Origin of the sequence: Agrobacterium sp. rho-8.1, from assembly GCF_033957725.1 — a bacterium.
Classification (GTDB): domain Bacteria; phylum Pseudomonadota; class Alphaproteobacteria; order Rhizobiales; family Rhizobiaceae; genus Agrobacterium.
In genome coordinates this window covers 1-22,567 of sequence record NZ_CP192789.1, presented here as the reverse complement: position 1 = coordinate 22,567, position 22,567 = coordinate 1, and the positions used below count along the sequence as shown (strand labels likewise).

21 protein-coding genes and 3 pseudogenes are annotated in these 22,567 nt (G+C 53.6%); 21 read left to right on the top strand and 3 right to left on the bottom strand.

Annotated features, from left to right (window positions below; genetic code table 11):
• Positions 1 to 80: 80 nt before the first annotated feature.
• Entirely contained in the window at positions 81 to 1,520 is a 1,440-nt protein-coding gene (locus tag RMR21_RS14920) for a phospholipase D-like domain-containing protein (protein ID WP_498670258.1), read from the top strand.
• A gap of 39 nt (positions 1,521 to 1,559) precedes the next feature.
• Here RMR21_RS14920 and RMR21_RS14915 read toward each other — a convergent pair whose 3' ends face one another.
• Positions 1,560 to 1,964 carry a host attachment family protein gene (locus RMR21_RS14915; RefSeq protein ID WP_498670257.1) on the bottom strand — a complete coding sequence of 135 codons (405 nt, stop codon included), beginning with the start codon at positions 1,962 to 1,964 and terminating at the stop codon, positions 1,560 to 1,562.
• 253 nt (positions 1,965 to 2,217) lie between these two features.
• Here RMR21_RS14915 and tssI point away from each other — a divergent pair, with 253 nt between their 5' ends.
• From tssI to RMR21_RS14855, 12 genes and pseudogenes are all read left to right on the top strand, one after another.
• A complete protein-coding gene (gene tssI, locus RMR21_RS14910) occupies positions 2,218 to 4,329 on the top strand; it encodes a type VI secretion system tip protein TssI/VgrG (protein ID WP_498670256.1) in 2,112 nt (703 codons plus the stop codon).
• Positions 4,330 to 4,338: 9 nt separating this feature from the next.
• A complete protein-coding gene (locus tag RMR21_RS14905) occupies positions 4,339 to 5,301 on the top strand; it encodes a hypothetical protein (protein WP_498670255.1) in 963 nt (320 codons plus the stop codon).
• Positions 5,276 to 6,034, top strand: coding sequence for a hypothetical protein (locus RMR21_RS14900; protein WP_498670254.1), 759 nt, complete (start codon positions 5,276 to 5,278; stop codon positions 6,032 to 6,034). Before RMR21_RS14905 ends, RMR21_RS14900 begins: the two co-directional genes overlap by 26 nt.
• A gap of 24 nt (positions 6,035 to 6,058) precedes the next feature.
• Positions 6,059 to 6,451: a PAAR domain-containing protein gene (locus RMR21_RS14895; RefSeq protein WP_498670253.1), complete on the top strand. Its 393-nt coding sequence runs from the start codon at positions 6,059 to 6,061 to the stop codon at positions 6,449 to 6,451.
• Positions 6,403 to 7,659, top strand: coding sequence for a hypothetical protein (locus tag RMR21_RS14890; protein WP_498670252.1), 1,257 nt, complete (start codon positions 6,403 to 6,405; stop codon positions 7,657 to 7,659). Before RMR21_RS14895 ends, RMR21_RS14890 begins: the two co-directional genes overlap by 49 nt.
• Positions 7,656 to 8,198, top strand: a complete 543-nt coding sequence (locus RMR21_RS14885) for a hypothetical protein (RefSeq protein ID WP_498670251.1) — start codon at positions 7,656 to 7,658, stop codon at positions 8,196 to 8,198. Before RMR21_RS14890 ends, RMR21_RS14885 begins: the two co-directional genes overlap by 4 nt.
• Positions 8,199 to 8,219: 21 nt before the next feature.
• Positions 8,220 to 8,648, top strand: coding sequence for a hypothetical protein (locus RMR21_RS14880; RefSeq protein ID WP_498670250.1), 429 nt, complete (start codon positions 8,220 to 8,222; stop codon positions 8,646 to 8,648).
• Between the two features lie 388 nt (positions 8,649 to 9,036).
• Positions 9,037 to 9,458: pseudogene (locus RMR21_RS14875) on the top strand (IS5 family transposase); the annotation flags it as partial.
• A 79-nt stretch (positions 9,459 to 9,537) separates the two neighbouring features.
• On the top strand, positions 9,538 to 9,948 hold the full coding sequence (gene tnpA / locus RMR21_RS14870; RefSeq protein ID WP_498667442.1) for an IS66-like element accessory protein TnpA: 411 nt from the start codon (positions 9,538 to 9,540) through the stop codon (positions 9,946 to 9,948).
• Complete coding sequence (gene tnpB / locus RMR21_RS14865) at positions 9,945 to 10,292, top strand: IS66 family insertion sequence element accessory protein TnpB (protein ID WP_498667441.1); 348 nt, start codon at positions 9,945 to 9,947, stop codon at positions 10,290 to 10,292. Before tnpA (RMR21_RS14870) ends, tnpB (RMR21_RS14865) begins: the two co-directional genes overlap by 4 nt.
• Before the next feature lie 45 nt (positions 10,293 to 10,337).
• Positions 10,338 to 11,993 (top strand): IS66 family transposase, encoded by a 1,656-nt coding sequence (tnpC, locus tag RMR21_RS14860; protein WP_498667440.1) that lies wholly within the window; start codon positions 10,338 to 10,340, stop codon positions 11,991 to 11,993.
• A gap of 17 nt (positions 11,994 to 12,010) precedes the next feature.
• The gene (locus tag RMR21_RS14855; RefSeq protein ID WP_498670249.1) at positions 12,011 to 12,355 is read left to right on the top strand and encodes an IS5 family transposase; all 345 of its coding nucleotides are present in this window, start codon (positions 12,011 to 12,013) and stop codon (positions 12,353 to 12,355) included.
• 13 nt (positions 12,356 to 12,368) lie between these two features.
• On the opposite strand, the gene RMR21_RS14850 is transcribed toward RMR21_RS14855, so the two are convergent.
• Complete coding sequence (locus RMR21_RS14850) at positions 12,369 to 12,509, bottom strand: hypothetical protein (protein WP_498670248.1); 141 nt, start codon at positions 12,507 to 12,509, stop codon at positions 12,369 to 12,371.
• Positions 12,510 to 12,689: 180 nt separating this feature from the next.
• Positions 12,690 to 12,989 (bottom strand): hypothetical protein, encoded by a 300-nt coding sequence (locus RMR21_RS14845; RefSeq protein ID WP_498670247.1) that lies wholly within the window; start codon positions 12,987 to 12,989, stop codon positions 12,690 to 12,692.
• A 269-nt stretch (positions 12,990 to 13,258) separates the two neighbouring features.
• On the opposite strand from RMR21_RS14845, the gene RMR21_RS14840 reads away from it, so the two are divergent.
• The 8 genes and pseudogenes from RMR21_RS14840 to RMR21_RS14805 form a co-directional block, all read left to right on the top strand.
• Positions 13,259 to 14,152, top strand: coding sequence for a DMT family transporter (locus tag RMR21_RS14840; protein ID WP_498670246.1), 894 nt, complete (start codon positions 13,259 to 13,261; stop codon positions 14,150 to 14,152).
• 241 nt (positions 14,153 to 14,393) lie between these two features.
• Positions 14,394 to 16,139 carry a hypothetical protein gene (locus RMR21_RS14835; protein WP_498670245.1) on the top strand — a complete coding sequence of 582 codons (1,746 nt, stop codon included), beginning with the start codon at positions 14,394 to 14,396 and terminating at the stop codon, positions 16,137 to 16,139.
• The gene (locus tag RMR21_RS14830; RefSeq protein WP_498670244.1) at positions 16,112 to 17,806 is read left to right on the top strand and encodes a hypothetical protein; all 1,695 of its coding nucleotides are present in this window, start codon (positions 16,112 to 16,114) and stop codon (positions 17,804 to 17,806) included. The genes RMR21_RS14835 and RMR21_RS14830 overlap by 28 nt, the downstream gene beginning before the upstream one ends.
• Positions 17,807 to 18,157: 351 nt before the next feature.
• Positions 18,158 to 18,358: pseudogene (locus RMR21_RS14825) on the top strand (transposase); the annotation flags it as partial.
• Positions 18,359 to 18,437: 79 nt separating this feature from the next.
• On the top strand, positions 18,438 to 18,848 hold the full coding sequence (gene tnpA / locus RMR21_RS14820) for an IS66-like element accessory protein TnpA (protein ID WP_498667442.1): 411 nt from the start codon (positions 18,438 to 18,440) through the stop codon (positions 18,846 to 18,848).
• Entirely contained in the window at positions 18,845 to 19,192 is a 348-nt protein-coding gene (gene tnpB, locus RMR21_RS14815; RefSeq protein ID WP_498667441.1) for an IS66 family insertion sequence element accessory protein TnpB, read from the top strand. Before tnpA (RMR21_RS14820) ends, tnpB (RMR21_RS14815) begins: the two co-directional genes overlap by 4 nt.
• Positions 19,193 to 19,237: 45 nt before the next feature.
• Positions 19,238 to 20,893, top strand: coding sequence for an IS66 family transposase (gene tnpC, locus RMR21_RS14810; RefSeq protein WP_498667440.1), 1,656 nt, complete (start codon positions 19,238 to 19,240; stop codon positions 20,891 to 20,893).
• Positions 20,894 to 20,919: 26 nt separating this feature from the next.
• A pseudogene (locus tag RMR21_RS14805) lies at positions 20,920 to 21,914 on the top strand (IS3 family transposase); the annotation flags it as partial.
• Between the last annotated feature and the right edge of the window lie 653 nt (positions 21,915 to 22,567).

Genomic DNA, 22,567 nt, shown 5'->3' with positions numbered 1-22,567 from the left:
ACAGGTTTCGGGAAAATTTATGCTATTGCAGGGGCGTATTCTGGCTTATACCGCACGACAGAAAATGCGTGGGGCTTGGAATGACGTCTGTACTTGTCGAAGGCGAAACGTGCTGGAAGATAGCCGGTGCTGATCGCGTGAGTGTCATCGTTGATGCCGCCGCGTTTTTCCAGCATGCACGTAGCGCCATGCTGAAAGCGGAGCGGTCGATTTTCATGGTCGGCTGGGATTTCGATACCCGCATCAACCTTGTGCCCGGCAAGGCCGAGGATGAAGCACCAGAAAAACTTGGCAGCTTTCTGAACTGGCTGGCAAGACGGCGCGACGACCTCGACGTGCGCATTCTGAAATGGGATATCGGCCTCATCAACTCCATTACCAGAGGTGAGACGCCGTTTTACATTCTGCGCTGGCTGTTTTCCAAACGCGTGCAGCTGAAACTCGATAGCGCGCATCCACCCCTGTCGGCCCACCATATGAAACTGCTCGTGATCGATGATCGCGTGGCGTTTTGCGGCGGCATCGATATGACTGTCGGGCGTTGGGATACGCGCGAGCATCTGGAAAGCGACAAACGCCGTCTGTCCCCGCTGGGTTTTTCCCAAGGGCCCTGGCATGACGTAACAAGCTGCATCTCCGGCGATGCCGCAGCCGAGTTGGGACAGCTGGCAAGAACGCGCTGGGAGCTCGCAACAGCCGAGACACTGGAGCCTGTCGTCGTATCGTCCGACCCCTGGCCCGATGCCCTCGATGTCGATTTTCACGACATTTCGGTTGCTATTGCTCGAACGCTGCCAGAGTTCGACAAGCAGTCGCAGGTCTGTGAGATCGAGGCCGCCAAACTCGCCATTATCGCTTCCACGAAAACATGCCTCTACATCGAAAGTCAGTATTTCGCCTCACGCAAGGTTGCGGAAGCCATTGCCGCCAGGTTGCAAGAGACCAACGGCCCCGAGATCATTCTCATCAACCCCGATGGTGCGGAAGGCTGGCTGGAAGCAAAAGCCATGGACTCGGCGCGGATCCGCCTGATGAAGCTGGTGCGCGACGCGGACACGCATGGCCGTTTCAGGCTGATGTATCCCGTCAATGACCAGCGAACGCCGATCTATGTTCACGCCAAGGTCATGATCGCTGACGATCGCCTGATCAAGATCGGCTCGGCCAATCTCAACAACCGCTCGATGGGATATGATTCCGAATGCGATGTGGTCATCGAGGCCCGTCCGGATCAGGGCATTCTGTCTGCCAAAATCACCGAGCACCGCAACGGCCTGATCTCGGAACATCTAGGCTGCGACCCGCAGGAGCTGCAGGGTGAGATCGAAACACGCGGCTCGGTCATCCGCGCAATCGACGCCCTGAACCGAGCAAGCGGTCGCGGCCTGGTCGACGTGCCGATGCGGGATTTGACGGTTGACGAAGAACTCTTTGCGGAATCGGATATTGCCGATCCCGAACGTCCAAGTGGGGTCAAGGAGCGCGTGACACGGCGCTTCAAGCGCCGCCGCGCCAGCTGAATGGAGCGGCCGTAGCCGTCCATTCCCGCCAGTTGAAGGTCAGGCTGCAGCCAGCGCCTTTTCGATTTCCTGAATCGAATGTCCCGTCAGGTCCTTGTCAAGCTCGCCCAGCAACACGTCAGACAGAGACTTGTGATACGCCTTGCGCATCTCGCCCAGCGTGCGCGGCGCTGCAATGATCACGAGCCCCTTGATCTTGCCATCCAGAACCTGCTTGTTCAGCATCTGAGCAACGCCTGCACTAAAGCCATCCTCGTCCTGCTGGCTGTCATCGGGATTTGCCGAGCTGCTGGAATGGCGAGCGCCGGATGAAATCTTGGTGTCATCGACATCCGCATTCTGCATCGCCGTCAGCTTTACATTCTGTGCGTCGCCATCATTTTTGAAAAGGCTCAGCTTTTCACCATCCGCAACGGCAACGACCGTGTTCTGTGGAATATCCATCGTCTTCTCCCTTGTTTTCTATCAGGCGTTACGCCCTGCAGAGGTGAACCGATCGGACGGCGATCTGTTCCCTGACGCAGTTGAGCTTGACGCTGATGTGGAAGCGATGGCCTATTATGCCCTCGCAGGGCGACGCAACCAACGCGAATAATACCGACGAAATTTTCAAAATTTACATCGTTGACACAATGAATGATTGCATTATGTTCCGATTTTGACATTTGATTGATATTTCCGATCACCGGGGTTCCCCATGACCGACCAGCCGTCGTCGTCCGATTTCATCCAGGCCAGCCGTGTTTTGAAGGTCAAGTCGCCGCTGGGCGAAGACCAGTTGCTGCCCGAGCGCATGGTGATTAATGAAGGTGTTTCACAGCTGTTCGAGATACAGCTGAATGTCCGCGCCAAGAAGGAAGCGGTCAAGCCGGAAGAGCTGATCGGGCGTCTGGTCGATGTATCGGTCGAGGTTCAGCAGGGCGATGGTGAAGACGGTAGCGGTGTCCGCCGTCCCTTCAACGGCCTCGTGACGGACCTTCATGAAGGCCCACCCATTACCCGTGGCCTGCGCTCCTATGCCATGACCATTCGTCCACAGATGTGGCTACTCTCCCGTCGCTCCGATTGCCGTATCTGGCAGAACAAGACCTCGATCGATATCGTCGAGACGCTATTTTCCGAGCACGGCATTCCCGCACCGGATACATCGGGGATCATCAAACCTCCGCCTGCACAAGAATACAGCGTCCAGTTTAACGAACTTGACCTTGATTATCTCTTACGTCGCTTTCAGGAGGACGGATTATACTACTTTTTCAGCCATGAGGACGGCTCTCACAAGCTGCATGTGGCCGATACCGCCAATGGATGGCTTGGACCATCGCCCTCGGCTCAGGGCGAAGGCAGAGTGAGACTGGCACAGGGCTCGTCGGATCGCAACCACATCAACGACTGGGCCCGTCGTTTTTCCTATGTGCCTGGCCAGCGCGCCGGTGCCGACTGGAACTTCGAGACGCCGGGCATGGTGCCGGGTACGATGATGCCGTCTCTGGTGCAAATGCCAGATGCGACCAAGCGCGAGCTTTATGAATACCCGGCCCGCATCAGGACGGTGGATGAGGCAGAACGCGCCCAAAAGCTGCGGGCACAATCCATCGAGGCCGATCATGACCGGGTCTTCGGTGGTTCGACATCGCGTATTCTCGAAGCCGGTCGTCGCTTCACCCCCTACGAGGAAGCCCATCCCGAGCACGAATACGAAGAGCATGTGATCATCAGAGCCAGCCATACCATTGTGGATCGCTCATACGAGACGAACAGTAACGAGCCGGAATACCGCAACCAATTCGAGGCCATCCCCGCTCGCGTACCGCTGACCCCTCACCGCACGACCAAGCGCCCGAAGATCGAGGGCACGCAGGTCGCCATCGTGGCCGGTCCAGAAGGTGAGGAAATCCACCCCGATCAATATGGCCGCATCAAGCTGTGGTTCCCGTGGGACCGCAAGGCGAAGAAGGATGGCACGGATACGTGCTGGGTTCGGGTAGCACAGAGCTGGGCTGGCGGGGGCTGGGGAGGCCAGATCATTCCGCGCATCGGCATGGAGGTCATGGTTGCGTTCGTGGACGGCGATCCGGATCGGCCATTGGTGACGGGGGTGGTGCCGAATGCGAGGCAGAAGGTGCCTTATGATTTGCCGGCGAACAAGACGAAGAGCACGTTCAGGACCAATACTCATAAGGGCGTCGGCTTTAACGAAATTAGTTTTGACGATGAAACTGAAAATGAGAAAATATACATTCATGCTCAAAGAGATTATGATATTCACGTAGAAAATAATATGTCAAAGCGAGTGGATTCTTCTTATGTAGAAAGTATAGGAAGATCGAAATACTCTGCGATCTCACGCAATTTGGATAATGTAGTCGGCGGTAGTTATGCGATCACAGTCGGATCTCGTGACTTGTGGAATAATTATTCAGAAAAATTCAGTCCGTTTAATTCCAATCTGTTAGGTATTGCTTATTCATTGACGGCGAAAAGTGATAATCTAAAGGGGGGAGGAAATATGATTGTTGCTGTAGGACGTGATTTTCATACGTTTGTTCGGTCTTCAATGACTATGCAAGTTCTAAATTCCGCCACAAACGCAATTGGTATGTCATACACTTTGACAGTTGGAGCAAATAAAATAGAGCGAGTTCATCGAAGCTCTTTCGAAAGCATAAGAGAAGGAAAATTTATTCATGCCAAGGAGACATTCGAAGTTCGTTGTGGAAAGTCAAAATTTGTTATGAGGAAAGATGGAACTATTGAGATCACGGGATTAAAAATAGATCTAAAGGGCAACAGGATAAATCTGAACTAGGAATAATTTATGTTTTTTCGATCGTTTTTGCTCTTAACAAAATTTGCTGCAATTTTTTTGTTTTGTTATTTGCAACCAAACTATGGAATCTCAGCAGATTGTACCGCAGAACGCGCATTACGAGACGACGGGTCTGTTGATTCAGTATACTTGGGCGTTAACTTATCGGCGGAATGCGCTGTGAAAATAGGCAGAAAAACAGATGCTTCTTTCGCGCCCGCAATTCTACAGGCAGGATATGTCTCTGCTTTAGTAGGCACTGTCTCTGACATGGAAATTATCAGTTATTTGAAGGGAATAGTAAGAAACGGAGATCACGGATATTTTAAGTATGATGCTGATATATATCAATCACTAAATGGGTTGATGGATAGAAATCCAAATTTTGTTGAAGATTTGCAAGATGTTTATGACTTCGTACTTGCTGCACGCGAGGAAAAAGGTACGCCATTTGATTTAGATAGGTATGCGTTCTACATGCCTGTCTGGAGGGACCAATTACAACGGAGTAAGTTTTTTGAAGTATGCTCAGCCGACAAATGCGGGAAAGTAGCGGCAATTTCCAATGTGTGTAATCCTGAAAGTTTTATGCATCTCAAGGTTTACTATTTGAATTCGATAGCTATTACGACAGAAGGGTTGAGAAAATGTATTTACGATTTGGATGATCCATCTCTTTTGTTATCTCTTAGGAGGTCCGGGATAATTGACTCATCGTGTTCTGCATCTCTTCAGTTGAATGCGATGTCAAGATATGGCTTCGAGCTTGCAAAAGAATGCTCCTCGGTAATGGGTATATTAGATAAGGATATCCCTGTTAGTTCCGGTGATTTAGTCCGATTTGTTCGTGATCTGATGACCCAGACGAATCCAGTTCTTTCGGAAGAATATATTCGGCGGATAGTTGATTTCGTTCGAATGTTATCACCAAAAACGGCAGACCAGATTGATAAAAGATTTAGTCTTCAGTAGTTTTGATCCGCGTCTTCCTTTAGATAGTGAGGCTTATATGTCAGATTTACAGAATAAAAATGAGTTAGATGATATTGCGAAAGATGTTCGTGATTTTTACTCAAAGGATAGTTTTGATTTTTCGACTGTTGATGGATGGAAGGAATTTCTAAATGAAAGGTCTGTAATTGGTACAGGGGTAGACGCTGACGGTCTTCAACGGCGTGACTTTAAATACTATATTGTTAAAACTGCTGGCCTCAACGTAACAGCGACTCCTTCGCAGATACCTATATATGTTCGAACTGCTGGAGGTAGCTTAGTTTTTCCTAGTGGTAATCTCTACGTTATGCATCCTTCTCCAGGTGAGGGGTATAAGGTAAGTCAATTTAATCTTGGTCCTCCTAGTGTAGAGGCGGTGCTGCACATTACAGTCGGTTCTGAATCGGGAGATTTGGAATGGGGAATTATTTATTATATATATTTACTTACAGAAGATATACCTTTGAAAGATGAGTTTGCCAAACGAGCTAAAGAGGAGGTGAAGGAAGTAGTGAAAGATGCCCGTAAATTAGTTAAGAGAGGATTTAACCTTCTTAGTTACGGTGGTGCATCGGTTATGGTCAGAGTAGTAACTGATAGCAATGCTCCTTGGGATTATATACTTCCACAGAAAACTATCAGTGATAAGAGTATGGAGCAACTTGATAATTTTATAGAGAATACGGAAAAATATATTGGTTTCTGGGATTGAGCTTGTAATTTGGAGCTTTAATTGATGCCTGCCGCACATCGCCGAACTGACATAGGCTCCGGCCATTCCTGCCACTTCCCGCCCACGCTCGCGACCGGTGGCAGTCCGAACGTCTACGTCAACAACAAGCCTTTGATGCGCGTCGGTGACGCCTATGTATCCCACGGCTGCCCGGTCTGCCCCGAACCCACCCATGGCCGCAAGCTGGCCGCTGGCTCGTCCACCGTCTTCATAAACGGCAAGCCGGCCGGTCGTATCGGCGATGCGATCGACTGTGGTGGACAGGCACAAACGGGTTCATCCAACGTCTTCATCGGAGATGAGGGTGGTTCAGGCCCAGGTGCTGGTTCTGGTGCTGGTGGAACGGAGTGCCAGAAGAGCATGGCCTCCCAATCGATGCCGACGGTGCGGGGATAGATGGCATGATGCCGGATGCCATTGATGAGACGCCTCTGTCGTCAGTCGCTCAGGCTTTGGTGAAAAGCGTTTCGGACCTCGCATCCGATACCGACAAGCGCGTTTATGCCGTCATGGACGGTTCGCAGTTCAACGATCTACCGCGCCTGTTGAAGCAGGCCGATGTCTTCCATCGACCGCTGTATCGCTTTGCGGGAGGAGACCATGCCGTCATCATCGGCGGGCCTTGGCTGGTGAACCCGTATCAGGCTGCGTTGCCCCATTCGAGTGACCGTTCTTCCCATGATGCCGCTGAGGGTGATGTTTCCGATGAGGACCTGGAAGCCCGTTCCGCGGCTTTGTCCGCCCAGATGGTGTCATCCTTGAAGGCGGGCGACCCGACCGGCGGGGGTATGCTGCCGAGTGACGAGGCCGATCCGGCACTGGTTATCGAGCGTCTCCAGAAAATCATCTCGTTGAGTGATCAAAAGCCGGCACTGATGTTCTGGTCGGGGGATAACGATTTCGCCGCTCAGGACCTTTATCGACACCTGCGCGGTATGAATACGGTCCGCGTGCCCACGTCAGCCAAGGGCGATAAAAATACGCGAATGCCGGGGGCGGGAGATGGCCGCGACATTGCTGTTGCCGGTCAAGAGGATGACAGTGCAGATACGTCGAGTTTGCGTGGCTATGAGCGCGTGATTTTTCGTCATGCCGATGCGAATGTCATGATGCAGGTCATTCCTGTTCTGGATGAAACCCAGACGGCAATCCTCTTTGGTCCTGCAGAGCAGATTATCTTTGCGCCGGATGCAACATGGGGCGGCGGCGTGAAGCGTGCGCGGCAGAGGGACGGCGTCCCGCAGCAGCACGGCATTTTGACCCTGAGTGAACAGAACATCGATGCGATGGCCGATATTCGCCTTGAGGCGTCGCGCCGAAAGCGGGCTGCCTTGTTTCGGACGTCAGTACCGCATCTTCTGGAGGGTCTGAACGATGAAGAGGCGCTTGTCTGCATGGAACGGTATGAGCAGCAGGCGCGTACATACGGCCTTCGGACAGAACGTGGTTTTTATCAATGGACCTATCTGATGAGCGCAAGCGAGGGACGGTTCATCCAGTCGCCTGACATCCGTGATCATCTGAAAGGAGAAAACCCGGATAAGCGTCTGGACGAGATGATGGGCTTCATGGCGAACGCTGCGATGACGGGGGCAAGAACGTGAGTTCACTCGCAATCGGCGGCGTCGAGGCCCGCACGGCCGCCAGTGTCGCGGCAAGAGTGGCATCACGTGCCGCTCCTGCGTTGATCGGTGGCCCGCTTGGAATTGCGCTCGGTGCGGCACTGCTTGCTTACGGCGCGTATGAACTCTACCAAATGTACAACAAAAGCCACGCGGAAACGTCCGACGAAGAGCCCGGTGAATGCACTGGCGAGTGTCCGCCAGCAGCGCCTGAGATCGCGGACCAGAAACAGGACGGCCACGTCAAAGGAACGCCGCAAAACAAGAACCGTGAAAAGCAGGGCAAACCCACATCCACTTTCGATGGTGATCGCCAGGAAGCCGATGACTTGACGCAGGAAGCGTGGCAAAAAGGCACGCCGGTTCCAGGTCGCCCCAATGTCAAGGATCATGATTTCGGGCGCCCTATCGGCAAGGGCCCCGGCGGCGGCAGTCAAACGAAAGTCAGAGTTCACCAAGGGAATGACGGACGGATTCACGGGCACCCGGCAGGCCCTGAAACGCCTGTTCCGTCTTCGTAAGGTACGTTAGGAGAGCATTCTATGGTAGATTTCGATCGTTACATTTCCGACGCATATAAGGATTTGGAAAATCCGGATTATAGCTTTGTCAGATTGGCCCTGGAAAATAATCTCCATTCGGAGATAGAAGAAAAATTGAAGACAATCGGCTTTACGGTTGCGGATGACACAGAGCCTAACACCGATGTCTGTCGCACATTGATTGCGTCTGCCGATACCAAACAGTTCTGCATCAAGCTATCCTTCGTCGGCCCCTTCGCCGCGGCATTTGCTCTCACCGGCTCCATCTCTGATATGAAGGAAATTCTTGATAGTCTTGAGAATTCCGGTTTCTCTATTCTAGAAAACGAGACTTTACTGACGTCTTATAGCATAAATTTGTTAGACTTGGATTCTGATCCCACCCTTTATAATGCATTATTTTCTTCGGATCCCATTCCTGCATCGTGAACTGATGGGGAGATGTCCCTTCCAGTGGCGTCGTTGCGTCCCGGGTGTGATTTCTAATGTCGTCAATCAACGCAGATGCTGGACGAGCATTCCCAAGAAGAAACCAAGGCAGACCGTTCGTTTCATCCCATGCGCCCATCGCCAGGCTGCGCATTCATAAACCGGTTCTCAAATGGATCTGCTTTCGATTCACTGCGGCCTTGATTGGGAGGCCCGTGATGACCCGTCGCCGGTTTGATCTCACCGATTTCGAACGGACTGTTATTGCGCCATTGTTGCCGAACAAGCCGCTTGCTGAAGGCTAGGCCGGATCGACATTCAGGATTCCCAAATCAGTTGATCGCTGATTCATAGGGCACCGTGTTGAGCACGGAGGCCGATTATGGCTGTGAGACGCTACGAGTTGAATGAGGCGCAATGGTCGAGAATTGCGCCCTTGTTGCCAGGCAAGGCAGGTGATCCAGGCCGGAGCGGAACTGATAACCGGCTGTTTGTAAACGGTTGTTTGTGGGTTCTGCGCTCGGGCGCACACTGGCGGGACCTGCCGGAGCGCTATGGCAAGTGGAAGACGGTTCATCGCCGCTTCAGTCGCTGGTGCCATGCAGGTGTCTGGGAGCGGGTATTCGACGCGCTGACGCTGGACCGGGACAACCAGTATCTGATGATCGACAGCACCATCGTGCGCGCCCATCAACAGGCAGCGAGCGGAAAAGGGGGGCCAAGGATCAGGCGCTGGGGCGTTCCAGAGGTGGACTGACCACCAAGATCCACATGCTGGCCGATGCGCTCGGCCGTCCATTGCGCTTCATCGGTAAGCCCACGGTGAGGGCCGTCTTGCGAGGTTGATGCGAACATCGGAAGTCCTAGTGCAAACACTAGGAGTAGTCCTATGACCAAGCATCCGATTGAAGTGATCACGTCTGTCGAGCGCCGTCGGCGCTGGTCTCGCGAGGACAAAGAGCGGCTGGTTGCAGCCTGCCTTGAGCCTGGTGCGGTTCTTTCCGAGATTGCCCGTGCGGCCGGCATCCACGTTAGCCAGCTCTTTCGGTGGCGCAAGGAACTCTGCCGGATCGAGGAGCCGTCGAAGCAGGTATCGAGCACCTTGGTGCCCGTGATCGTTTCGGAGGCCGCGCCGGCAGCCCAGCCCGCCGCCTTAGAAGCGCCAGCCCCATCGCAACCCCGTCGGAAGCGTAGCGATGTGACGATTGAGCTGGGCCGCGATCGCCGTGTCCGCGTGGACAGCGACATAGACGCGGAGGCGCTTGGCCGCATTCTCGATTGTGTGCTGGGGCGACGATGATCCCTGTTCCTGCTAGTGTGAAGGTCTGGTTGGCAACCGGCCATACGGACATGCGCAAAGGCTTTCCCGGTTTGTCGCTGATGGTGCAAGAGACGCTGAAGCGCGATCCGATGTGCGGGCATCTGTTCGTCTTCCGGGGTCGTGGCGGCGGCCTGATCAAGGTCATCTGGCATGATGGCCAGGGAGCATGCCTGTTCACGAAGAAGCTGGAACGGGGACGCTTCATATGGCCGTCGGCGGCCGATGGGACGGTCGTGATTACGCCGGCGCAGCTCAGTTATTTGCTGGAAGGTATCGACTGGCGGATGCCAAAAAAAACGTGGAGACCGACCTCAGCCGGATGAGCAAAAACGCTGGAATCGCTGGATAGAATATGATTCCATCAGTCCATGAACGATACGGCCGAACAGCTTCCCGACGATCTTGCCAGCGCACTTGCGGCCCTGGCGGCGGAGCGTGCCCGGCGTGTTGCTGCCGAGGTAGAAGCAGCGACTGCCAAGGCAGAAGCCGCCAGTGCAAAGGCGCTCGTGTCGCACTCCGAGGCGCTGATCGCGCGGTTGAAGCTGGAGATCGAGAAAGTCCGCCGGGAGCTTTATGGCAGTCGCTCCGAGCGCAAAGCGCGGCTTCTCGAACAGATGGAACTGCAGCTCGAGGAACTGGAGGCTGATGCTGGCGAAGACGAGCTCGCGGCGGAGATGGTTGCCAAGGGCTCGACCGTTAGGGTCTTCGAGCGCAAGCGTCCGTCACGCAAGCCGTTTCCCGAGCATCTGCCACGCGAACGTGTCGTCATTGCTGCCCCAACAAACTGTTCCTGCTGCGGCTCGGCCAAGCTTTCGAAGCTCGGTGAGGATATCACAGAGACGCTGGAGGTCATCCCGCGTCAGTGGAAAGTCATTCAGACCGTGCGGGAGAAGTTCTCCTGCCGCGAATGCGAGAAGATCACGCAGCCGCCAGCACCCTTCCACGTGACGCCGCGCGGCTTTGCCGGCCCGAACCTTCTGGCGATGATCCTGTTCGAGAAGTTCGCCCAGCATCAGCCGCTCAATCGCCAAAGCGAGCGCTATGCCCGAGAGGGGATCGACCTCAGCCTGTCGACGCTTGCCGATCAGGTCGGCGCGTGCGCCGCGGCCCTGAAGCCAATCCATTCGTTGATCGAGGCCCATGTCCTGGCCGCCGAGCGACTGCATGGCGACGACACGACCGTACCGATCCTGGCGAAGGGAAAGACCGATACGGGCCGCATCTGGACCTATGTCCGGGATGACCGGCCGTTTGGCGGGCTGTCACCGCCAGCAGCTCTGTTCTACGCGTCGCGAGACCGGCGACAAGAGCATCCCGTACGCCACCTGAAGGCCTTCTATGGCATTCTGCAGGCGGATGCTTATGGCGGCTACAATCCGCTGTTCAAGGTAGATCGCGATCCCGCGCCTCTGCGCCAAGCACTCTGCTGGGCACATTCACGCCGAAAGTTCTTCGTGCTGGCCGACATCGCCGCGAACGCCAAACGTGGCAGCAAAGCTGCGCCGATCTCGCCAATGGCATTAGAGGCCGTCAAACAGATCGATGCCCTGTTCGATATCGAACGGGAGATCAACGGTCTTGCCGCCGAGCAGCGTCTGGAGCGCCGCCGCAAAGACAGCCAGCCACTCGTAGAAGAGCTGCATGACTGGCTCCAAACCGAGCGGGCAAAATTGTCGCGCAGTTCTCCCGTCGCCGAGGCGATAGATTACATGCTCAAGCGATGGGATGGCTTTACGTCATTCCTCGATGACGGTCGGATTTGCCTGGCGAACAATGCTGCCGAACGAGCGCTCAGAGGCTTTGCACTCGGCAGGAAGTCATGGCTGTTTGCCGGATCGGATCGTGGTGCTGAACGTGCGGCGTTCATGGCGACACTGATCATGAGCGCCAAGCTCAATGACATCGACCCGCAGGCCTGGCTTGCAGACGTCCTCGCCAACATTGCGGACACGCCGATCAGAAGGCTTGAGCAACTCCTGCCGTGGAACTGGACACCCAAGACGCTGAGTGCTCAGGCGGCCTGACCTGCGGCCTTCGCCGGATGCTTACCTTCATCGTAACGGCCGGTCAGGTCGGTGACATCACGCAGGCACCGGCGCTTCTCGAGGGACAGGCAGGCAAAGCCGTACTTGGCGACAAAGCCTATGACAGCAATGCCTTGCGGGCGACGATCAAGGCCATGAATGCCGAGGCAGTCATCCCTTCCAACCGCACTCGCAAGATCATCATCTCTCACGATCCGATCATCTACAAACATCGAAACCGCATCGAGCGGTGCTTCAATCGCCTCAAGCATTTCAGGCGATTTGCCACGCGTTATGAACGACGGACCATTCACTTCACAGCGTTCATCCATCTCGCTGCAATTATGATCTGGCTACGATGAATGTCGATCCGCCCTAGTGTCCACCAGTTTCCCTGTCCTTCTTCGCCTGGTCGTGATGCCACTTGATGGCGTAAAACATCCCCACCCCCAGCACGATAATCTTGAGCGGCAAGAGGATTATGGGGAACCAATCGACCCAATCGGGATCCATCATTTTGGACACTTCCAGGCTATCACGCGACACGGTCTGTCGTCAGATAGCGCTACGCCCAAACTGCATCGTCAACAATCTGTCGTTTTGCCGCAGCCGGTGCCGGCCCACGGACCTCGGCTTTGCGTCCACCGCCTATTTCGCACCGGGGCAAGTGCAACGCGCACGAAGCTAGCGCCAATGCTAACCGGCGGCCACCACAGTATGCCGGTCTATCCGGTCCCGAAGCGAGGCAACAACGGCCTGCAGAAAAGCGTCGCGCCGAACACCCGAGGGTACCAACAGCGTTTTTTCCAGCCGGTCGTGAATCTTGGACATGAACCCGACGTGGTCGAAACTGTGAGCCGCAATGTTGATCTCGACCTCTTCCATGTAGTGCGCAAGGTGCGGGCCCAACTCCAGGTTTGCATCTGTTTGGTAATGGGCCGCCATTCGCTCAGCAAGTGTTCCCATCAGGACGTGGGGACCATATTTCTCGCTCATTCCGTCTCCTCTTCTAACCTCAGCCAATTACATAGGCATAGCGATATGTGAGCACGAGATGTTTCACCTGCCATCGCGAAAACGTTATCTGTGAACAATCGGATCTCAAAACTTTTTGACGTGCAACGGCCGGAAGCTCCCGAATTTGCCGCTGCCAGTGGTTTCCGGCGCGCACCGATGGCTGGCTCCGATAGAATCGATTCAATCGCCATGGATCATACCACGGGACTCGGCTAGGACAGATCATCAGCAGTATCGTGGTGAAACGCATGGCAGGATCATTGGAAGCAAGGCCGCTGTTCGGCATCGGGCTGGCGGCCATGGGCTACTCCTGTTTCGCGTTGCAGGATTTGCTCGTCAAATGGCTTGTCGAAAGCTACGAGGTCCCGCAGATCCTTTTTGTGCGAAGCGCCGTCATCGTTCTGATCACCGGCATACTGGCACATCGCTACCGCCACCCCTCCATCCTAAAAAGCAAATACCGCGGCACCGTCATCATTCGCGCAGCACTCATGCTCACCGCATGGATGCTGTTCTACAGCTCCGCCCGATATCTGGGGCTTGCGGAACTCACCACGCTCTATTTCTCCGCACCCATCATGGTCATGGTCCTCTCCATCTTTGTGCTGAAGGAGACAGTCGGCGCAGGCCGCTGGATAGCCTGTGCGGTGGGTTTCGTCGGCGTCGTCGTGGCTGCAAACCCCGCCAACTCCCCAAACTGGCTCCCCGCAACACTCTGTATCGTCGCAGGCTTCTGCTGGGCGTGGAGCACCATCCTCATTCGCCTTGTCAGCAGAAGCGAAACGACGCTGACGCAGATGTATGCCACCAGCGCATTGTTCGGCATCGCCTGCGCACTGTCCTTGCCCTGGCTCTGGAAAAACCCTGATGTGCAGGGCTGGCTTCTCATGATCGGGGTCGGGCTGGTGTCGACAATCGGGCAATATCTTCTCTACGAAGGCTTCAGATACGCGCCCGCATCCTCACTCGCGCCAGTGGAATATACCGGCCTGATCTGGGCCTTCATCTATGGTTATGCCATCTGGACGGAAGTACCGGCCATCAACGTCTTCATCGGCGCAGTTCTTATCGTCGCGGCGAGCCTTGTGCTTGTCGGGTGGGAACGACTGAGCATGAGGACTGCGAAGGAGCGGATTGGCTAATTTTTCTGCAAGAACGTGATGAGCATAGTTAAGTAGCTACAGCATAGTTCAAGCATAGCTGCGTTGAGTTTGGCGGGAATGGTTCGGTAAGGACGTCAAACAACTAACCGTGCGATATTGTGTGGCTAGTACAGTATTTGAAGCGATAATCTGTCGCAAATTAATTTGATTGTAATTGTAGCCGCGCAATGAGCGGGAAAGTTGCTAAAATAGGCTTATCTCAACGATTCGGCTTTTACACATGAACATCTTACGTGATCCACGCTCAGATTTGATTCACGCCGAGCAGCAAGACTGTTTGATACAAGCATTGTTATCCGAAGAAATACGGCCTCAGCGAAGAGAGTTAGGTGACACTTTATGCGAGTTACACAACGCTGGTTCAATCAATTTAGTATCCGCTCAGAATTTGTCTGCAATTGAGGCTCTTGTCCACGAAGATTTTTGGAGAGTGGTGCATCCCTTAAATAAGGCCATTCCTAATCTCGATTGCTCGTATCTCGAAGTTTTAAGTTTAGTTCAAAAACTGGTAAAAAAAGCAGGTTCGGATGGTGCGGCCGGCATTCCAAATTCGTCGCTCGTAACTTGGTCCAAAAACAACCTGACGAAGGCTCGCGAGATTGTTAACGGCGTCAAAGAGCTTAATGATCTTTGCTTAGCGCATGGAGTGTTCGCGGTTGTTGGTGTTGGTGATGAGTCGTTGGCTTTTGATCTCATCGCGCAATCAGATTTGTCTGTCGTAGCAGTTGGGCTGCAAGCACTTGGTCGATTTGAGACTGTATCAGTCGGTAGCATAAAACGAGGCGTAGACAGTGCTCTTGATGTCATCAAATTTCAAACTGATAGAGAGCTAAGATTTGCGGCTATTGAAACTGCTTTTCGACTTTGGGAAAAACTTGTTCCTTCGGAATCCTATCGTCAAAGAGAATTTATTCGAGCAATACCAACGCGAGCCGACGAAGCCGAAATAAGCTTTCTTTCTGCTATGCTATTCTATCATGAGAGGGGCCTACCAAAAGAGAGCATTGAGGAGGTTATTGATATTCTCGAGACATTACCGTCAAATAGCGCGGCGACACTCAATAATCTAAATAACGCGATCAAAGAAAACGATGATCGTTGGGTTTTTGTAAAGGTTGCGCGCGTTTTTGGTACTTGCATTCCTCGTCTTGATGAGAAGGCTAGGAAGAGAGATTATTATAGTTTTTCAAATTGGGTCTGGGGTAACCCGGAATACTTGTCGTATCTTTGTGCGGGTTGGCTCAGTGAGGGCGAATTCAGTCTCTGCTCATTCTTAGCAGAACTACTTGGTGCAAGTGATGGACCAAACGAAGTTTGGCTGCAAAAGCTACATCTCCCACCACACGTAGATGATCAAATATTTATGGCACGCAAGTGTATAGGTTTTTTGTGGCATCGAGAGGTGACTGCTGCATCAATCCTTTTGAGTATCGTCAAATATGGGCAATCTGAAGCTCAATCAGCAGTGGAAAAACTTTTGTTTGATCCTTTGCTACTGAGCTATGGCGGCGATCTAAGAGTTTTCCTCGAAAAACAGTGCTCGAATTCTTCCAAACGTATCTCAGAGTGTGCAAAGAGGCTGCTTTCCAAACATGATGCGCATATTTTGGGTCTTGAGACGACAAAAGATTTAGTAGAACTACTTCCATCAATTGAGCATCGGCGCGCGGTTGCAATGAAAGATCGTGATCGGAATCGTGATATTCGGAAACAAGCGCACGAGCATTCAATTTTCGCCAGTTTGATGACACATCAAACACTCCTATACGGGCGAAAGAGCTTTTCTATTATCCACAGTGCGGAAGGTAAAAAGCATCCGAATATTTCTACACTTTCAGAGTTTTCACACAGTGTAGAATTACCCCGTTTGATTGTTATGGATCCTGTTGGATTTAATGCGATGATTACTTTTTTTCGCGCGATGAAGCGGAAGCCAGCATGGAAATTATCCTCAAGGAGTATTTAGCGTCGCTCAAGGAGCGGGGGGACCTAGACAAGTCTGTGCTCCCTAACTTGCTAGCAGAGGTTGGCCTGCGAGTGCTCAATACGCCAATGATTGGAACACGCCAAAACGGGGTTGATATTGCCGCAGTGGGTAAAATCAGGGGCGAAGATAAGGAACGTTACTTATACCTTTTCTGTATAAAGGCTGGGAATATTACCAGGCGCGATTGGGATAGTGGAGTACAGGCGGTACGTCCCGAGCTAAACGAGATTCGTGACGTTTACCTCCGTACAAACGTGGCTGCAGAATATGTTGGACTTCCGGTTCGGGTAATTCTTTGTTGTGGCGGTGAGCTTGATGAAACTGTCCTTATGAATTGGGCCGGATACTCAACTGAAAACGAAACGGAAAAAGTAAGATATCAGGAATGGAACGGAGATCGCTTAGCTGATCTTATGATGCGGAGCTTGCTTGCACGTGAATTGTTGGATGAGACTCCCCGGCGAAATTTCCAAAAAGCGGTCGCGATGGTAAATGAGCCCAGTGCTTGCTACGAGTATTCTCGTATATTTTTACACGACTTGTTGGAAGAGGGACTATCGCCGAGTGACCAGCTTCTTCGCCTAAGACAAGCTTATATTTGTTTGAATGCTGTAACTACGTGGGCTATCGAAGCGAACAATCTCGAGAGCATTTATACAGTCTCTGAGCTTGGAGTTATGTTATGTTGGAATATCGTACGCGCCCAACCCAACAGGCGCCGACCTAGCAAACACGATCAAGAACTAAGCGTGCTTCTAGATCAATTTATCAAGCTTTATTTAAATTGTTCAGAACTGTATCTCGCTAAAACCGCCTTTAAGCATAGTGACGCTCTTCATGCGCTTTCTACGTCGGTTAGGTCACGAGAAGCGTTGGATGTCAATTTGGCTTTGTTTGAGCTCCTCGGGCGCTTGGCCATTCGCGGTTGTTGGACAGCTATGCTGTCTCGGAACTTAGCGGAGCAAGAACCTGATTTTGCGAAGGCGATGAAGGATAGTACGAATCGTGTTTTGGACACTATAGTTCAGTTAGTGAATTCCAATCCCACGCTGAATTCGCCCTTCAAAGACGATCACATGATCGAAATCGCCTTGGTCATGTATCTTGCTCAAATTACGGGTTCGACACCACGATTCGTACCTTGGTTGAAGTCTATTGCCCGCCAAGCTACCTTAGCTTTGACCGTTAACTCACATTATCCCACTTGTTTTCAAGATTATGAGGATCTTTTAAATCATCCAGTCAGCTCTGACGTTTCCTATCGCGCCGAAGCGTGTAGTGGGAGTATTCTATACCCTTATCTGTTTGTTTGGTTAGAATATACCGGAAGTGATGTTGAGAAATCTGATTTCAGAGAGCGCGTAGCGAGATTTTTACCTAACTGCACCCATCAAGCTTGGCTCCCCGACGAGGAAACTGATGCCCTTATTTGGCGGGGAGAGACCTATCACGGCGTGTGCGTTACCGATCTGTCGCCTCAACGACGGTTCGAAGAGGTTGCTGATACCCTTGATGCGGCCATTGAAAATTGCAACGAAATCAGCGAAATCAGTGCGATCAAATCCGGCCTGGATGTTTTGTTTTTAGCCGCTTGTCGGCATTATCGGTTGCCGATACCGCCGCATTTTTGGCTTATCAAGGAGTGAGATGAGTTAAATCCATTTTGAGGGCGATTAAGACGCGTTAACTTCTTAGTGCGAGTTATTTACTGCTTCATTTGTAGGCTGAGCATTGTCCGCTTCGGATAGCTTCGAAATGTTTCAAATCAAAATAGGAAAATATTCATAATTTGATTTACGGCGAGATATTTTTCCTTTATAGTGTTTGAAGTCGCGTTCTCGTGTTGGCAGCCCCAGATGAGAAGGTGGCGGGTTTTGTTTGATGGTACTCAGGCATCATAGCAGAACTCGATCAATGAAATGCGCGCTGTGCAGGTGACCTGCCACTGAGAATTTCCTCCAGATTCGATTATAGTCCGGCTCATCGAGGACGGACTTATGAAGAAGCAGAGATTTACGGAAGAGCAGATTATTGGTGTGCTGAAGGAGCAGGAGGCGGGCGTTAAGGCCGCTGATCTTTGCCGCAAGCACGGTATTTCCGAGGCGACCTTTTATAATTGGAAGGCCAAATACGGCGGCATGGAGGTGTCTGAGGCCAAGCGTCTGAAGGCGCTTGAGGACGAGAATGCAAAGCTGAAGAGTAAGCCCACGGTGAGGGCCGTCTTGCGAGGTTGATGCGAACATCGGAAGTCCTAGTGCAAACACTAGGAGTAGTCCTATGACCAAGCATCCGATTGAAGTGATCACGTCTGTCGAGCGCCGTCGGCGCTGGTCTCGCGAGGACAAAGAGCGGCTGGTTGCAGCCTGCCTTGAGCCTGGTGCGGTTCTTTCCGAGATTGCCCGTGCGGCCGGCATCCACGTTAGCCAGCTCTTTCGGTGGCGCAAGGAACTCTGCCGGATCGAGGAGCCGTCGAAGCAGGTATCGAGCACCTTGGTGCCCGTGATCGTTTCGGAGGCCGCGCCGGCAGCCCAGCCCGCCGCCTTAGAAGCGCCAGCCCCATCGCAACCCCGTCGGAAGCGTAGCGATGTGACGATTGAGCTGGGCCGCGATCGCCGTGTCCGCGTGGACAGCGACATAGACGCGGAGGCGCTTGGCCGCATTCTCGATTGTGTGCTGGGGCGACGATGATCCCTGTTCCTGCTAGTGTGAAGGTCTGGTTGGCAACCGGCCATACGGACATGCGCAAAGGCTTTCCCGGTTTGTCGCTGATGGTGCAAGAGACGCTGAAGCGCGATCCGATGTGCGGGCATCTGTTCGTCTTCCGGGGTCGTGGCGGCGGCCTGATCAAGGTCATCTGGCATGATGGCCAGGGAGCATGCCTGTTCACGAAGAAGCTGGAACGGGGACGCTTCATATGGCCGTCGGCGGCCGATGGGACGGTCGTGATTACGCCGGCGCAGCTCAGTTATTTGCTGGAAGGTATCGACTGGCGGATGCCAAAAAAAACGTGGAGACCGACCTCAGCCGGATGAGCAAAAACGCTGGAATCGCTGGATAGAATATGATTCCATCAGTCCATGAACGATACGGCCGAACAGCTTCCCGACGATCTTGCCAGCGCACTTGCGGCCCTGGCGGCGGAGCGTGCCCGGCGTGTTGCTGCCGAGGTAGAAGCAGCGACTGCCAAGGCAGAAGCCGCCAGTGCAAAGGCGCTCGTGTCGCACTCCGAGGCGCTGATCGCGCGGTTGAAGCTGGAGATCGAGAAAGTCCGCCGGGAGCTTTATGGCAGTCGCTCCGAGCGCAAAGCGCGGCTTCTCGAACAGATGGAACTGCAGCTCGAGGAACTGGAGGCTGATGCTGGCGAAGACGAGCTCGCGGCGGAGATGGTTGCCAAGGGCTCGACCGTTAGGGTCTTCGAGCGCAAGCGTCCGTCACGCAAGCCGTTTCCCGAGCATCTGCCACGCGAACGTGTCGTCATTGCTGCCCCAACAAACTGTTCCTGCTGCGGCTCGGCCAAGCTTTCGAAGCTCGGTGAGGATATCACAGAGACGCTGGAGGTCATCCCGCGTCAGTGGAAAGTCATTCAGACCGTGCGGGAGAAGTTCTCCTGCCGCGAATGCGAGAAGATCACGCAGCCGCCAGCACCCTTCCACGTGACGCCGCGCGGCTTTGCCGGCCCGAACCTTCTGGCGATGATCCTGTTCGAGAAGTTCGCCCAGCATCAGCCGCTCAATCGCCAAAGCGAGCGCTATGCCCGAGAGGGGATCGACCTCAGCCTGTCGACGCTTGCCGATCAGGTCGGCGCGTGCGCCGCGGCCCTGAAGCCAATCCATTCGTTGATCGAGGCCCATGTCCTGGCCGCCGAGCGACTGCATGGCGACGACACGACCGTACCGATCCTGGCGAAGGGAAAGACCGATACGGGCCGCATCTGGACCTATGTCCGGGATGACCGGCCGTTTGGCGGGCTGTCACCGCCAGCAGCTCTGTTCTACGCGTCGCGAGACCGGCGACAAGAGCATCCCGTACGCCACCTGAAGGCCTTCTATGGCATTCTGCAGGCGGATGCTTATGGCGGCTACAATCCGCTGTTCAAGGTAGATCGCGATCCCGCGCCTCTGCGCCAAGCACTCTGCTGGGCACATTCACGCCGAAAGTTCTTCGTGCTGGCCGACATCGCCGCGAACGCCAAACGTGGCAGCAAAGCTGCGCCGATCTCGCCAATGGCATTAGAGGCCGTCAAACAGATCGATGCCCTGTTCGATATCGAACGGGAGATCAACGGTCTTGCCGCCGAGCAGCGTCTGGAGCGCCGCCGCAAAGACAGCCAGCCACTCGTAGAAGAGCTGCATGACTGGCTCCAAACCGAGCGGGCAAAATTGTCGCGCAGTTCTCCCGTCGCCGAGGCGATAGATTACATGCTCAAGCGATGGGATGGCTTTACGTCATTCCTCGATGACGGTCGGATTTGCCTGGCGAACAATGCTGCCGAACGAGCGCTCAGAGGCTTTGCACTCGGCAGGAAGTCATGGCTGTTTGCCGGATCGGATCGTGGTGCTGAACGTGCGGCGTTCATGGCGACACTGATCATGAGCGCCAAGCTCAATGACATCGACCCGCAGGCCTGGCTTGCAGACGTCCTCGCCAACATTGCGGACACGCCGATCAGAAGGCTTGAGCAACTCCTGCCGTGGAACTGGACACCCAAGACGCTGAGTGCTCAGGCGGCCTGACCTGCGGCCTTCGCCGGATGCTTACGCTGAAGAAGTTGTTGGCCGAGCAGATGCTGGATGTTGCCGCTCTTCGTGAGCTTCTTGGAAAAAAATGGTAGGGCCTGCCGCCAAGCGTGAAGCCGTCACGCATCTGAAGGTCACAATGGGGCTTTCGGAGCGGCGGGCCTGCCAGATCATATCTGCCGACCGCAAGACGGTCCGTTATCAATCCAGTCGACCACCTGAGTTAGAGCTGCGAGCGAAGTTGCGCGATCTGGCCAATGAGCGCCGCCGGTTCGGCTATCGTCGATTGTTCGTCTTGCTTCGACGAGACGGAGAGCCGTCTGGTATCAATCGCATCTACCGGCTATATCGCGAGGAAGGTCTTTCCGTGCGCAAGCGGAAAGGCAGGCGTCGTGCTGTCGGTACGCGTGCGCCGATCCTCGTCGAAGCAAAGGCAAATGCCCGCTGGTCGCTGGATTTCGTCCACGACCAGTTCGCCTGCGGCAGACGCTTCCGTGTCCTCAATGTGGTCGACGATGTCACGCGCGAATGCCTGGCGGCGATCCCGGACACATCGATCTCCGGCCGCCGTGTCGCGCGAGAACTGACGACGCTTATCGAGCGACGGGGCAAGCCCGGCATGATTGTCTCAGACAATGGGACCGAACTAACCTCGAATGCCATCCTTGCCTGGTCAAAGGATCATAAGGTTGAGTGGCACTACATTGCGCCGGGAAGACCGATGCAAAACGGCTATGTCGAGAGTTTTAACGGCCGCATGCGCGACGAACTGCTCAATGAAAGTTTGTTCTTTGGGCTCGATCATGCCCGCAGCGCCATTGCGGAATGGGCCGACGACTATAACAATTTCCGGCCGCACTCATCGCTCGGATACCAGACCCCGGCGGACTATGCCGGGATCATCGCCGCAACCGGCTCCAACGCTACGCAAAGTGGAAGCTTCGCGTTGCCGCCGGTTGCTCCCACCGCGCCATTTGGCGTATCAAAAACCGCCGAGGCTCTAATCGCAGCCGGATGAAACTTCAGTGGCAGGTCACAGGCGGAATAACCCGTTGGTGACCCTATGGGCAGAACGGGCTTTCTTATTGCGCGTCGATGTATTTCGAGCATGGCTGAGTTTGGAATGCGGATAGTGGCAGAGAAGTAGGAAGACGAGGAAGATTAGATTTCAGCCTGGCGTGCGGGCCCGGATGCTGGCTGGAAGTGCGGTTTGATAATTTCGGGGCGCTGAGAGGTGCCACACATATACAGTTACGAGGTAGCTTTCAGCACCCCGTTGAAATGGCTTGTTTAGCTTATGGTTGGACGAGCAACGAATGGTGATGACGCGAGCTCAATGAGTTGCGTGAACGAATAGGTGTGTCTTGTTAAAGGAAAGAGGTGAGATCGAAGGATAAGAACATAAAGATATAAAATCACTAAATTTAAAATGCTGCATATATAGAAATATATATTTGCAGATCGATTGTGCGCGTTAATATATAAATTATCCGCAATCGAACGTGCGGATGGTCTAGATAAGTGCGCGTATTTTTGGATAGAAACCAGCCAGAAAGCCCGGAATCGACTGTAAATGAAGGGATTTGGCTATGTGTGCACGGAAAATGGAGGAAAAGCAGGTGGTTTTTTGGTTCTCAACCGAGGCAGATTGATATTACAGTAACAGTATCA